13 protein-coding genes are annotated in these 12,229 nt (G+C 68.5%); 3 read left to right on the top strand and 10 right to left on the bottom strand.

Going from position 1 to position 12,229, the window contains the following annotated elements:
* Positions 1–76: 76 nt before the first annotated feature.
* From L3V85_RS11730 to L3V85_RS11760, 7 genes are read right to left on the bottom strand one after another with little or no spacing between them, the layout of a single operon-like run.
* On the bottom strand, positions 77–718 hold the full coding sequence (locus L3V85_RS11730) for a DUF3299 domain-containing protein (RefSeq protein WP_237679376.1): 642 nt from the start codon (positions 716–718) through the stop codon (positions 77–79).
* Between the two features lie 2 nt (positions 719–720).
* A complete protein-coding gene (locus L3V85_RS11735) occupies positions 721–1,983 on the bottom strand; it encodes an ABC transporter permease (RefSeq protein WP_237679377.1) in 1,263 nt (420 codons plus the stop codon).
* Positions 1,980–2,726 (bottom strand): ABC transporter ATP-binding protein, encoded by a 747-nt coding sequence (locus L3V85_RS11740; RefSeq protein WP_237679378.1) that lies wholly within the window; start codon positions 2,724–2,726, stop codon positions 1,980–1,982. The genes L3V85_RS11735 and L3V85_RS11740 overlap by 4 nt, the downstream gene beginning before the upstream one ends.
* 4 nt (positions 2,727–2,730) lie before the next feature.
* Complete coding sequence (locus L3V85_RS11745; RefSeq protein ID WP_237679379.1) at positions 2,731–3,309, bottom strand: DUF2796 domain-containing protein; 579 nt, start codon at positions 3,307–3,309, stop codon at positions 2,731–2,733.
* Positions 3,306–4,214 carry a sulfurtransferase gene (locus L3V85_RS11750; RefSeq protein WP_237679380.1) on the bottom strand — a complete coding sequence of 303 codons (909 nt, stop codon included), beginning with the start codon at positions 4,212–4,214 and terminating at the stop codon, positions 3,306–3,308. The genes L3V85_RS11745 and L3V85_RS11750 overlap by 4 nt, the downstream gene beginning before the upstream one ends.
* A gap of 55 nt (positions 4,215–4,269) precedes the next feature.
* Positions 4,270–5,202 (bottom strand): DMT family transporter, encoded by a 933-nt coding sequence (locus tag L3V85_RS11755; protein WP_237679381.1) that lies wholly within the window; start codon positions 5,200–5,202, stop codon positions 4,270–4,272.
* Between the two features lie 59 nt (positions 5,203–5,261).
* A complete protein-coding gene (locus tag L3V85_RS11760) occupies positions 5,262–6,404 on the bottom strand; it encodes an aromatic ring-hydroxylating oxygenase subunit alpha (RefSeq protein WP_237679382.1) in 1,143 nt (380 codons plus the stop codon).
* Positions 6,405–6,632: 228 nt separating this feature from the next.
* Here L3V85_RS11760 and xseB point away from each other — a divergent pair, with 228 nt between their 5' ends.
* Genes xseB through dxs form a run of 3 tightly spaced genes read left to right on the top strand, consistent with a single transcriptional unit; the run spans position 6,633 to position 9,695 of the window.
* The gene (xseB, locus tag L3V85_RS11765) at positions 6,633–6,899 is read left to right on the top strand and encodes an exodeoxyribonuclease VII small subunit (protein WP_237679383.1); all 267 of its coding nucleotides are present in this window, start codon (positions 6,633–6,635) and stop codon (positions 6,897–6,899) included.
* Entirely contained in the window at positions 6,896–7,819 is a 924-nt protein-coding gene (locus tag L3V85_RS11770) for a polyprenyl synthetase family protein (protein WP_237679384.1), read from the top strand. The genes xseB and L3V85_RS11770 overlap by 4 nt, the downstream gene beginning before the upstream one ends.
* A gap of 22 nt (positions 7,820–7,841) precedes the next feature.
* Positions 7,842–9,695: a 1-deoxy-D-xylulose-5-phosphate synthase gene (dxs, locus tag L3V85_RS11775; protein ID WP_237679385.1), complete on the top strand. Its 1,854-nt coding sequence runs from the start codon at positions 7,842–7,844 to the stop codon at positions 9,693–9,695.
* Positions 9,696–9,836: 141 nt separating this feature from the next.
* Here the strand turns inward: dxs and L3V85_RS11780 are convergent, their stop codons facing one another.
* Genes L3V85_RS11780 through L3V85_RS11790 form a run of 3 tightly spaced genes read right to left on the bottom strand, consistent with a single transcriptional unit; the run spans position 9,837 to position 12,228 of the window.
* Positions 9,837–10,568, bottom strand: coding sequence for an ABC transporter ATP-binding protein (locus L3V85_RS11780; RefSeq protein ID WP_237679386.1), 732 nt, complete (start codon positions 10,566–10,568; stop codon positions 9,837–9,839).
* A complete protein-coding gene (locus L3V85_RS11785) occupies positions 10,565–11,368 on the bottom strand; it encodes an ABC transporter ATP-binding protein (protein WP_106935197.1) in 804 nt (267 codons plus the stop codon). The genes L3V85_RS11780 and L3V85_RS11785 overlap by 4 nt, the downstream gene beginning before the upstream one ends.
* Positions 11,365–12,228: a branched-chain amino acid ABC transporter permease gene (locus L3V85_RS11790; protein WP_237679387.1), complete on the bottom strand. Its 864-nt coding sequence runs from the start codon at positions 12,226–12,228 to the stop codon at positions 11,365–11,367. Before L3V85_RS11790 ends, L3V85_RS11785 begins: the two co-directional genes overlap by 4 nt.
* Position 12,229: the final 1 nt, after the last annotated feature.

Consider the following 12,229-nt stretch of genomic DNA (forward strand, 5'->3'; position numbering starts at 1 on the left):
CGGTCTGTGTCGGCGGCGCGCCGTCAACCCTGTCGGCGCGGGACCACAGGCCGCCGCTGTCGGCCCAAAGGCCTACTTACTTGGCGCCGCCGGTGTACTTGGTCACGCTGGTCGCGCTGACGTGGTAGCCGCTCACGCCCATCATGGAATCGTTGCGAAGCGTCTGCAGCTTGCCGGAGACCCACACGGTGTCCATGGCGCGGAACTTGGCGCCCTTTTGCGGCACCACGTGCAGGATCTGGTTGGCCGGCGGCGGCGGCGTATGGATGCAGGCGCCGAAGTAGGGCACCAGCAGGAACTCGGTGACCTCGCCCTTGGCTTCCTCGAGCGGCACGATGAAGCCGGGGATCTTCACTTCCACGCCGTTCATCGCGGGGTTGGTCGGCGCGTTGTTCGACACTTCCTGCATCTTCATGAGCAGCTCGTTGGCGCGCGGGTCGCCGTCGTCGAGCGCGCTCAGGTCCATGCCCTTGAACTCCTTGGCCGGGTCCCAGTCTTTCGGCACGAGTTCTTCCCAGGTGATCTGGCGCGGCTGGCCCGGCGCGGCCTTGGCGGCCGCGGAGCTTGCCGCCGCCTTGCCGCCCAGCGGGTTGCTGGCCGTGGTGTCCTTGGGCGCGGGGTCGGCGGCCCAGGCGGCGGCCACGAGGCCGGCGCCGGCGAGCAGCACTGAAAGCTGCATGAAAGGTCGGGCCATGGTTGTCTTCTTTGCGATGCGCATGTTCATATCCTTGGGGAAAGGCCGTCGGCCAGCGAGAGGCGGTAGGCGCGGATGCCAGGCAAGAGGCTTGCCAGCCAGCCCGCGACCAGCAGGCTCGCCATCAGCAGCCATTCGTTCAGTGTAGGTTCGGAAAGGCTCAGTGTCAGCCCGAACTGCGCCTGCAGCCATGGGGAGAGCAGGGCGATGCCCAGCACCGCCATCACCACGCCGAAGGCCACGCCCAGCACGGTGACCATCGCGCCTTCGAGTGCGAGCAATGCCAGCACATGGCGCAGGCCCGCGCCAACGGCACGCAGCACGGCGAGTTCGCGCCGGCGTTCGTTGAGCCCCGCCATCACCACCGACACCAGCCCCGCGAGGCTCACCAGCGCGACCAGCGCCGACATCAGCAGCAGCGCGTTCTCGCCGATGCCGATCACGCTCCACAGTTCGTCGAGCGCCACGCCGGGCAGGATGGCCATCAGCGGCTCGCCGGTGTAGGTGGAGATCCAGCGCTGCACGCCGAACACGGCCGCGCGGTTCTTCAGGCCCACCAGCGCGGCCGTCACGTTCTTGGGCGTGAGGTCGAACTTGCGCACCTGCTCGGCCGGAATGTGCACGCCGGGCATCGGCGCGCCGCCCACCCATTCGAGGTGGATGGCTTCCATGGCCGGCAGGCCGATGTGCACCGTGCGGTCGACCGGCGTGCCGGTGCGCGCGAGCACGCCCACCACCGTGAAGGGCTTGTCGGCATGCTCGGCCACGTTGAGCTCGCCGCTGCCGTGCGCGAGCGTGATCTTCTGGCCCACGTGGTAGCCGAGCTTGTCGGCCACTTCGGCGCCCACCACCGCGTCGAAGAGTTCGCTGAAGGGCTTGCCTTCGCGCATCTTCAGCAGTTGCCGGTCGCCGTAGCGAAAGCGCGTGAAGTATTCGGGGGAAGTGGCCAGCACCGCGAAGCCGCGGTGCGAGTCGCCCAGCGACAGCGGCACCACCCAGTCGACACCGGGGTGTGCTTCGAGCGCTTGCACGCTCTTCCACGAGATGTTGTTGGTGGCCGCGCCGATGCGGAACACCGAATACAGCAGCAGCTGCGTGGAGCCGGTGCGCGCGCCCACGATCAGGTCGGTGCCCGAGACGGACGATGCGAAGTTCTCGCGCAGCTCGGTGCGGATGCGCTCCACGCCCAGCAGCAGGAAGGTCGACAGCGCGATAGAGAACACCGTGAGCGCGAGCGTGAAGCGGCGGTTCCAGGCACTGCGCCATGCAATCGAGAAAAGAGCCTTCATGCATCCACCGCCATCGCGCTCGTGGCCGCGCGGTTGATCTCGGGCAGCAGCACATGCCGCACGAAACGCTGCGCGATGCGCTGGTCGTGGCTCACGAACACCAGCGCGCTGTGGTTCTGCGCGCAGGCTGTCAGCAGCACGTCGAGGAAGGCTTCGCGCCGGTCTTCGTCGAGCGCCGAAGTGGGCTCGTCGGCGATCACCACCTCTGGCTGGCCGATGAGCGCGCGCGCCGCGGCCACCCGCTGCTGCTGGCCCACGGACAGCTGCAGCGCCTGGCGCTTCCACAGGTTGCGGTCCAGGCCCATCTGCGCGAGCAGGTGCTCGGCTTCCTGGCGGGCGCTGCCGTTGCGCGCGGCCTGCGACTCGCGCCGCGCCGAGAAGCGGCACGGCAGCAGCACGTTGTCGATCACGCTCAGGTAGGGCAGCAGGTTGAACTGCTGGAAGATGTAGCCCACGTGCGCCACGCGGCTGCGATCGCGCTGGGCGCCCGAGAGCTTCGACCAGTCGTGGCCCAGCAGCGTGACGCGGCCTTCGTCGGCCACCAGCACGCCGGCCAGCAGCGACAGCAGCGTGCTCTTGCCGCAGCCGCTGGGGCCGTGCAGGAACACCGATTCGCCGGCGGTGATGCGAAAGGCCTCGATGTCGATGCAAGGCGTCTTCACGCCGGGCCATGAGAAGCGCAGCGCTTCTGCGGCGAGGACGACGCGCAGCGCCGACGTCTCGCCCTGCGGGGAATTGCTCACAGTGTCACTTGCCCCAGCCCAGCCGCACCGGCTGCGATGCCTGCGCGCCCGCGGGGCGCTTGAGCTGGCGCTTGAACTGGCCTTGCGCGGTGGCGATCTGCGAATCGATCTGGCGCAGCCCCTTGAACGCGCCGAACAGGTTCACGTCGATGAACTTCGCTGCGGCCGCGTTGGTGCAATTGAAGGAGAAGGTGGCGTCGAGGTCGGCATGGCCGACGGGCTCGGCCGGGTCGGGGTTGCCCAGGCCCAGCGCGCCGGAGCGCAGGTCGACCGGGCCCAGCTTGCAGTTGGCGGCCGGATCGACGACGAAGAGCTTGTCGGCCGCGCGCAGCTGCGCGACGGCGTCTTCGACGGTCTTCTTCTCGGCGTCGGTCTTGGGCGCGCGCTCGAAGCCGACGATGTTGTCCAGCGGCGACTCCATGTCGATCACCACCGTGGGGCCGTCGACGGCCACGTCGAGCTTGAGCTGGCCGTGCACATGCGCATGCTGCTGCTGTGCCTGCGCGGAAAGAAAGGGGGCGGCCGCGAACAGCGCGGCTGCGATTGCGAGACCGGTGGTGCGTCGGAGACGGGTGTGCTTCATGGTTCAGCGCCTTGCCGGGTCGGCAGCCCCGGCGTGTTGCTCCATTCGCTCCAGCTGCCGGCATAGAGCGCGGTCGTCCCGAACCCCGCGATCTGCATCGCGAGCAGGTTGGGCACGGCGCTCACGCCACTGCCGCATTGGTGGACGACGGTCGCCGCATCGCGTCCCGCGAGCAGCGCTTCGAACTCGGCACGCAATTGCGATGCCGGCTTGAACTTGCCGTCCGGACCGATGTTCTCGGCGAAGGGCCGGTTCAGAGCCCCGGGGATGTGACCGGCGATCGGGTCCAGAGGTTCCACCTCGCCGCGGTAACGTGCGCCGGCGCGTGCGTCGATCAGGTTCTGGTCAGGCTGGCCGAGCCGGCGCACCACGGTGTCGGTGGTCACGAGCTTCGCGATCGGCTCGCCCGTGACGAAGTTCGACTGGAAGCGCGCGGGCTCCTCGCGGTCGGTCACCTCGCCGCCCGCGGCCTGCCAGGCCTGCAGCCCGCCGTCGAGCACGGCCACCGCGTCGTGGCCCATCCACTTGAGCATCCACCACAGGCGGCCGCAGTAGTTGGCGCCGTTGCGGTCGTACACCACGGCCTGCATGTCGTTGGCGAAGCCGATGCTCGAGAGCCATGCCGCGAACTTCTCGCGGCTCGGCAGCGGGTGGCGGCCGCCCGAGGCGGGTACGCCGTCTTCCTGCGCGGTCACGACTTCGCCGTGGGCGCCGGGCGCGCCGTGCTTCGCGCTGAGGTCGGTGTCGAGGTTGGCGTACAGCGCGCCGGGGATGTGCGCGGCGGCGTATTGCTGCGCGCCGGCTTCGGGCTTCATGAGTTCGAAGCTGCAGTCGAACAGCATGAAAGGCTTGTCGCCGGCCTGCAGTTGCCGCAGTTGCTCGACGCTGACGAGGGTGGTGTACATGGCGTTGTGTCCTTCGTTGCCGGGGCCTGCACAGGCCCGCTTGATCCGATTCAGTTCAATGTTCTTCGGCCGGTGCCTTGGGCACCGCCCGCTGCCGCAACACAGTTGCGGCAATGCCGCTCGCGATGATAAGAGCCATGCCGCCCCAGCCGGCGGCGTCGATGCGGTCGTTGAACAGCACCACGCCGTAGAAGGCCGCGAAGACGATGCCCGAATACTGCAGGTTGGCCACCACCAGCGTACCGGCCTGGGTCTTGGCGGTGGCGTAGGCGCGGGTCATGCACAGCTGTCCGAGGGCGGCGAGCAGGCCGATCGGCAGCAGCCACAGCGCATGCTGCCACGTCCATGAGGCACCGCCCGAAAACCCCGTGGCCGCCGTGGCGAAGGCACCGGCCACGGCCGAGCCGACCGCGAAATAGAACACCGTGCGCAACTCGGGCTCGCCGATGCGCGACAGCGCCACCACCTGCATGTAGGCAAAGGCGGCTGTCAGGCCCGACAGCAGCCCCAGCATGCCCCCGAAGCCTTCGTTGCCGCTGACCGTGGGCTTGAGCATGAGCACGACGCCCGCGAAGCCCGCCAGCACCGTCATGGCCAGCGTGCCCTGCAGCGGCGGGCGCTCGACCCGGCCGTCGCGGCCCGGCACCGGCACCCAGGCCAGCAGCGCGCCGCCGACCAGGAAGGCCGCGACCCACACGCTGCTCATGTAGTTGAGCGTGACGGCGGTGGCCAGCGGCAGGTGGGCAATCGCATAGAACCACGCGCCCAGCGAGATCACGCCGATGGTGCTGCGCCAGGCGTGCATGCCCGGATACCGCGTGGCGAGCGAGACGCCGCGGTTGCGCGCCAGCAGCCACAGGAACACGATGCCGATGAGGCCGCGGCCCAGCACCATCTCGCCGCTGTTGAACCACTCCGAGGCGATCTTCACGACCACGCTCATCGTGGCGAACAGAAAGGCCCCCAGCACCATCCACAGCGCTTGCATCGTTTTGAATCCGGATCAGGAAAAAAGAAAGCCCCGGCTGATGCGGGGCGGGTCGGGGCTCAGGCCGGTTGTTGCATGGCAGCTCTGTACCACTCGTGGAACTGCTGCATGCCGTCTTCCATGGGGCTCTGGTAGGGGCCGGTCTCGTTGTCGCCGCGCAGCATGAGCGCGCGGCGGCCGGCGTCCATGCGCTCGGCGATCTCGTCGTCTTCCACGCAGGTTTCCATGTAGGCGGCCTGCTGGGCCTCGACGAACTCGCGCTCGAAGGCGACGATTTCCTCGGGGTAGAAGAACTCGACCATGTTCAGCGTCTTCGTCGGGCTCACCGGGTGCAGGGTCGACACGGTGAGCACGTGCGGATACCACTCGACCATCACGTGCGGGTAGTAAGTGAGCCAGATGGCGCCGTACTTCGGCGGCTTGCCGTCGCGGTACTTGAGCAACTGCTCCTGCCATTTCTGGTAGACCGGGCTGCCCGCGCGGCCCAGACGGTTGGCCACGCCCACCGTCTGCACCGAATAGCGGGGCTTGAACTCCCAGCGCAGGTCGTCGCAGGTGACGAAGCTGCCCAGGCCCGGATGGAACGGGCCGACGTGGTAGTCCTCGAGGTAGACCTCGATGAAGGTCTTCCAGTTGTAGTTGCACTCGTGCAGCTCGACGCGGTCGAGCGCGTAGCCCGAGAAGTCGAGATCGGCCTGCGGGCCGAGGCCGGCCATGTCGGCCGCCACGTCGGGGCCCGAGCCGTCGGCGTTCTTCTCGAACAGAAGGCCGTTCCATTCGGTCAGCGGGTAGTTGTGCAGGTTCAGGCAGGGGTCCTGCTCGAAGTGCGGCGCGCCGATCAGGGTGCCGGTGGTGCGCGAGTCGCTCGCGGCGTAGGTCCAGCGGTGCAGCGGGCACACGATGTTGCCGCCGGTCTGGCTGTCGAGCTGGCCCCGGCCCTTCAGGATCAGGGCCTGGCGGTGGCGGCAGACGTTGGAGATCAGCTCCACGCCCTTGGGCGTGTGGACCAGCGCGCGGCCCTGGTGCTCCTGCGGCAGGGTGTGGAAGTTGCCCTGTTCGGGCACGGCCAGGCGATGGCCGACGTAGCGGGGCCCTCGCGCGAAAAGGTTTTGCATTTCGCGGGCATAGAGCGCCTCGTCGAAATACGCGGAAACTGGAAGTTGGCTCGCGGCCTGCTGCAGTTGAAGACTTAAATCAGACATGGAGGACCTGACCAAGCTCCCCACAGGGAGAAAAGGAAAAAGAACGGAAAAGCGCCGCCTGGATGGCTCGGCGGCCCGAAGAATGTGCTGGCGTTGCCAACGAGAGAAGTTCGCATTGTACCCGGGGGGCATCTTTTGGCGCGGCTTGCGGCGGGGTGGTCCGCAGGCGGTGGCCGTTTGTTCCCGTCCCCGTCCTAAAATGCCCGGTTTCACCCACGTTTCGCTTGCATGCCCAAGGTGCCCACCCCTTCCTCGTCCAGCCCGGCGGCAACGCCTGATACGGGCCCGCTGCCCGCCAGTTACGAAGCCGGGCTCCAGGAGCTGGAACAACTGGTTGCGGAACTCGAATCAGGCCAGCTCCCCCTCGACCAGCTGCTCGTCAGCTACCAGCGCGGTGCCGTGCTGCTCGCCTTCTGCCGCGACAAGCTGCAGGCGGTCGAAGACCAGATCAAGGTGCTCGATGCGGGCAGCCTGAAGGTCTGGACTTCCGAATGAGCACGGCCACGACGGCGGCTCCCCCCCGGTGGGACGCAAAGACCCTGGCCGCCTGGTGTGATCCGCATCTGGCGAACGTCGAGTCGGCGCTGTCGCGCTGGGTCGGCGTCGACGCCCCCGTGCTGCTGGGCGACGCCATGCGCTATGCCGTGCTCGACGGCGGCAAGCGCCTGCGGCCCCTGCTGGTGCTGGCCGCGAGCGAAGCCGTTGGCGGCAATAAGGCCGCCGCGCTGCGCGCCGCCTGCGCCACCGAGCTGATCCACGCCTATTCCCTCGTGCACGACGACCTGCCGTGCATGGACAACGACGTGCTGCGCCGCGGCAAGCCCACGGTCCACGTCAAGTTCGGCGAAGCCGACGCCCTGCTGGCCGGCGACGCGCTGCAGGCCCTGGCCTTCGAGCTGCTCACACCCGAAGACGACGAGATTCCCGCCGCCACCCAGGCCCTGCTGTGCCGCCTGCTCGCGCGTGCCGCGGGCAGCCAGGGCATGGCCGGCGGCCAGGCCATCGACCTGGCCAGCGTGGGCATTGCGCTCGACGAGACGCGTCTGCGCGAAATGCACCGCCTGAAGACCGGCGCGCTGCTGCAGGGCAGCGTCGAGATGGGCGCCGCCTGCGGCAGCGTGACGCCGGACGCCCTGGCCGCGCTGCGCGACTACGGCGCCGCCATCGGCCTGGCGTTCCAGGTGGTCGACGACATCCTCGACGTCACGGCCGACTCGCAAACCCTGGGCAAGACCGCCGGCAAGGACGCCGCGGCCGACAAGCCCACCTACGTATCGCTGCTCGGCCTCGACGGCGCACGCGCCCAGGCCCGGCAACTGCTGGCCGATGCGCTCGCCGCGCTGGAAAAGAGCGGCCTGGCCGACACCTCGGCCCTGCGCGCGCTCGCCCACATGGTGGTCGACCGCGACCGCTGAGAGAAAAAGAAAACACCTCCCCATGGCTGCTCCGCTGCTTCCCACACTCCATGACCCCGCGCCGATCCGCAAATACGACCGGACCCAGCTGCGCCAGCTGTCCGACGAGGTGCGCGCCTGCGTGCTCGACAACGTGTCGCGCACCGGCGGCCACCTGAGTTCGAACCTCGGCACGGTCGAGCTGACGGTCGCGCTGCATCACGTGTTCAACACGCCGCACGACCGGCTGGTGTGGGACGTGGGCCACCAGACCTATCCGCACAAGATCCTCACCGGCCGGCGCGAGCGCATGCCCACGCTTCGGCAGATCGGCGGCATCTCGGGCTTTCCGCAGCGCAGCGAGAGCGAGTACGACACCTTCGGCACCGCCCATTCGTCGACCAGCATCTCGGCGGCGCTGGGCATGGCCATGGCCGCCAAGCAGAAGGGCGAGGACCGCCACACGGTGGCCATCATCGGCGACGGCGCGCTCACGGCCGGCATGGCCTTCGAGGCGCTGAACAACGCGGGCGTGTGCGACTGCAAGCTGCTCGTGATCCTGAACGACAACGACATGTCGATCAGCCCGCCGGTGGGCGCGCTCAACCGCTACCTCGCGCAGTTGATGAGCGGCAACTTCTACGCCGCCGCCAAGAGCGTGGGCAAGAGCGTGCTGCGCAATGCACCGCCGCTGTTCGAGCTGGCCAAGCGGCTGGAGCAGCATGCCAAGGGCATGGTCGTGCCGGCCACGCTGTTCGAGCAGTTCGGCTTCAACTACGTGGGCCCGATCGACGGCCACGACCTCGATTCGCTGGTGCCCACGCTGGAGAACCTCAAGCACCTGGAAGGCCCGCAGTTCCTGCACGTGGTCACCAGGAAGGGGCAGGGCTACAAGCTGGCCGAGGCCGACCCCGTGGCCTACCACGGCCCCGGCAAGTTCGACCCGCAGGTGGGGCTGGTCAAGTCCACCGCCCCCGCCAAGCAGACCTTCACGCAGGTGTTCGGCCAGTGGCTGTGCGACACGGCGGCCGCCGACGGCCGGCTGGTGGGCATCACGCCAGCGATGCGCGAAGGCTCGGGGCTCGTGGAGTTCGAAAAGCGCTTCCCCGCCCGTTACTACGACGTCGGCATCGCCGAGCAGCACGCCGTGACCTTCGCCGCCGGCCTGGCCTGCGAAGGCCTGAAGCCGGTGGTCGCGATCTACTCGACCTTCCTGCAGCGCGCCTACGACCAACTGATCCACGACGTGGCGATCCAGAACCTGCCGGTGGTGTTCGCGCTCGACCGCGCGGGCCTGGTCGGTGCCGACGGCGCGACGCACGCGGGTGCCTACGACATCCCGTTCCTGCGCTGTATTCCGAACATGAGCATCGCGTGCCCGGCCGACGAGCGCGAGTGCCGCCAACTGCTGACCAGCGCCTACGAGCAGAGCCACCCGGTGGCGGTGCGCTATCCGCGTGGCGCGGGTGCCGGCGTCGCGCCGCATCTCACGCTGGACGCGCTGCCCCTGGGCAAGGGCGAGATCCGCCGCGAAGGCAAGCGCATCGCGATCCTCGCCTTCGGCACGCTGCTGTATCCGGCGCTCGCGGCCGCCGAGTCGCTCGACGCGACGGTGGTCAACATGCGCTGGGCCAAGCCGCTGGACGTCGAACTGCTGCTGCAGGTCGCGCGCTCGCACGATGCCATCGTGACGCTGGAAGAGGGTGCCATCATGGGCGGCGCCGGCAGCGCGGTGCTCGAGGCGCTGCAGGCTGCGAACGTGCTGAAGCCGGTGCTGCAGCTGGGCCTGCCCGACCAGTTCATCGAGCATGGCGATCCGGCGAAGCTGCTGGCCGGCATCGGGCTCGATGCGGCGGGTATCGAGGCCTCGATCGTCGAGCGCTTCGGCAAGGCCTGAGTCTTCGGTCTTGCTCCTTCCCCCGCTGGGGGAAGGCTGGGATGGGGGCAAGCGGCTTTAAAAATGCCGCCGCGGTTCAAAGGCCGCCGTGCCCCCACCCCGACCCTCCCCCAGCGGGGGAGGGAGGAATACCAAAGAGCGTCAGCTCCCCAGGTACGCGTCCTGCACCTTCGGATTGCCCAGCAATTCTCGCCCGGTGCCAGACAGCACGATGCTGCCCGTCTCGATCACATAGGCCCGGTCGGCGATCTTCAGCGCCTGGCGCACGTTCTGCTCCACCAGGAAGATCGTCAGCCCCTGCTTGTTGATCTCGCGCAGCGTGCGGAAGATGTCCTGCACGATGATCGGCGCCAGGCCCATCGAGGGCTCGTCCAGCAGCAGCACGCGCGGCTTGGCCATCAGGGCCCGGCCGATGGCCAGCATCTGCTGCTCGCCGCCCGAGAGGTTGCCGGCCAGGCCGTCGGCCCGGTCCTTCAGCACCGGGAAGAGGGTGTAGATGCGTTCCAGGTCGGCAGCGCGCGCGGCCGCGCCGTCGCGGCGCGTGTAGGCGCCCAGCTCCAGGTTGTCGCGCACCGTGAGCGTGGTCAGCGTGGCGCGGCCTTCGGCCACCTGCACCACGCCGCCGGCCACGATCTTGTGGGGCGACAGCGCGGTGATGTCCTGGCCCGCGAAAGTCACGCGCCCGGAGGCCTTCTTCACCAGCCCCGACAGCGCCAGCAGCGTGGTCGACTTGCCCGCGCCGTTGGCGCCGACCAGCGTGGTGATCTGCCCTTCGTGCAGCTCGAAGTCGATGCCCTTGACCGCCTGCACATGGCCGAAGTTCACCTTCAGGTCCTGCACCTGCAGCAATGGGGTCGTCGTGCCGGCGCTCATGCCGCGGTCTCCTGGTCGTTCGTGGCTTCGTCGTCTTCGCGGCCGAGGTAGGCCTCGATCACCTGCGGGTCGTTGCGGATCTGCTCGGGGCCGCCGCGCGCGATGATGCGGCCGAAGTTCAGCACCGCGATCTGCTGGCACAGGCCCATCACGAAGCGCATGTCGTGCTCGATCATGAAGACCGTGAAGCCGCGCGCCGCGATGTTCTCGATCTCGACCATCAGCTCGCTCTTCTCGGTGCTGTTCATGCCGGCCACCGGCTCGTCCAGCAGCAGCAGCGTCGGCTCGGTGGCCAGCGCGCGTGCGAGCTCCAGCTTGCGCTGGTCGCCGTACGAGAGGTTGTCGGCCACGTCGTTCGCCTTGTGGTCCAGCTTGACCCAGCTCAGCAGTTCGCGCGCACGGTCGCGGGCGCGCTTTTCCTCGCTGCGGAACATGCCCGTGCTCGCGAGCAGGCCCAGCGGGCCGTAGCGCAGCTTGGCGTCCATGCCGACAGTCACGTTCTCCAGCAGCGACATCTCCTTGAAGATGCGGATGTTCTGGAAGGTGCGCGCGATGCCGCCACGGGTGATCTGGAAGGGCTTGCGGCCCGCCAGATCCTGGCCCTGGAAGTGGATGGTGCCGCTGGTGGTGGGCAGCAGGCCGGTGATCAGGTTGAACACCGTCGTCTTGCCCGCGCCGTTCGGGCCGATGAGCCCGAAGATGCCGCCCTTCGGAATGTCCAGGTTCACGTCCTGCAGGACCTTGAGTCCGCCGAAATGGCGCGACACGTTCTTCAACGTGAGAAGGGTGTTGTCGCTCATGCCGCGCTCCCCTTGCGGCCGAACCACTGGCGGATGCGCGCCGGGTCCCAGATGCCCTTGGGCAGGAACAGCACGATCAGCACCAGGATGAAGCCGTTGACCACGAGACGGAACGCGCCCAGGCCGCGCAGCGTTTCCGGCAGCAGCGTGAGGATGGTGCCGCCCAGCACCGGACCGGTGAGGCTGCCGATGCCGCCGAGGATCGCCATCGTCAGGATGTCGACCGCGCGGTTGAAGCCGTATTCGGCCGGGCCGATGAAGAAGGTCAGGTGCGCGTTCAGCGTGCCCGCCAGGCCGGCGATGGCGCCGCCCAGCACGAAGGCCAGCATCTTGTGGCCCGCCACGTCGATGCCCATCAGGCCGGCGGCGGTTTCGTCTTCCTTGATGGCCTCGAAGGCGCGGCCGACCTTGGAGCGGCGGATGCGCCACAGCACCACCAGCGTGAGCACCAGCGCCAGCGCCACGTGCCACCACTCGGTGGATTGCGGAATGCCGTTCAGGCCCAGCGCGCCGCCCGTGAGCGATTCGGCGTTCAGGATGGCGATGCGCACCACCTCGCCGAAGGCCAGCGTGGCCATGGCCAGGTACACGCCCGACAGCCGCAGCGTGGGCTTGCCGATGATGAAGGCGACCAGCGCCGGCGCGGCCATGCCGGCGGCAATGGCCACCGGGAACGGCGCGCCGTAGTTCAGCGTGAGGATCGACGCGGTGTACGCGCCGATGCCCATGAAGGCTGCATTGGCCAGCGCCAGCATGCCGCAGGCCAGGGTGAGCCAGATCGAGAGTGCCAGCAGCCCGTTGATGCCCAGCGAGAGCACCAGGTTGCTGTAGACCGACCAGAAGTTGTCGAAGGCTTCCATG

The organism is Variovorax paradoxus (assembly GCF_022009635.1).
Taxonomy (GTDB): domain Bacteria; phylum Pseudomonadota; class Gammaproteobacteria; order Burkholderiales; family Burkholderiaceae_C; genus Variovorax.

Excerpts from the sequence above, each read along its gene's own strand:
- L3V85_RS11730 (WP_237679376.1), bottom strand. The coding sequence starts at position 718 with ATGCGCATCGCAAAGAAGACAACCATGGCCCGACCTTTCATGCAGCTT.
- L3V85_RS11745 (WP_237679379.1), bottom strand. The coding sequence starts at position 3,309 with ATGAAGCACACCCGTCTCCGACGCACCACCGGTCTCGCAATCGCAGCC.
- L3V85_RS11790 (WP_237679387.1), bottom strand. The coding sequence starts at position 12,228 with ATGGAAGCCTTCGACAACTTCTGGTCGGTCTACAGCAACCTGGTGCTC.
- dxs (WP_237679385.1), top strand. The coding sequence starts at position 7,842 with ATGGCTGCTCCGCTGCTTCCCACACTCCATGACCCCGCGCCGATCCGC.
- xseB (WP_237679383.1), top strand. The coding sequence starts at position 6,633 with ATGCCCAAGGTGCCCACCCCTTCCTCGTCCAGCCCGGCGGCAACGCCT.
- L3V85_RS11735 (WP_237679377.1), bottom strand. The coding sequence starts at position 1,983 with ATGAAGGCTCTTTTCTCGATTGCATGGCGCAGTGCCTGGAACCGCCGC.
- L3V85_RS11770 (WP_237679384.1), top strand. The coding sequence starts at position 6,896 with ATGAGCACGGCCACGACGGCGGCTCCCCCCCGGTGGGACGCAAAGACC.
- L3V85_RS11785 (WP_106935197.1), bottom strand. The coding sequence starts at position 11,368 with ATGAGCGACAACACCCTTCTCACGTTGAAGAACGTGTCGCGCCATTTC.
- L3V85_RS11760 (WP_237679382.1), bottom strand. The coding sequence starts at position 6,404 with ATGTCTGATTTAAGTCTTCAACTGCAGCAGGCCGCGAGCCAACTTCCA.
- L3V85_RS11780 (WP_237679386.1), bottom strand. The coding sequence starts at position 10,568 with ATGAGCGCCGGCACGACGACCCCATTGCTGCAGGTGCAGGACCTGAAG.
- L3V85_RS11750 (WP_237679380.1), bottom strand. The coding sequence starts at position 4,214 with ATGTACACCACCCTCGTCAGCGTCGAGCAACTGCGGCAACTGCAGGCC.
- L3V85_RS11755 (WP_237679381.1), bottom strand. The coding sequence starts at position 5,202 with ATGCAAGCGCTGTGGATGGTGCTGGGGGCCTTTCTGTTCGCCACGATG.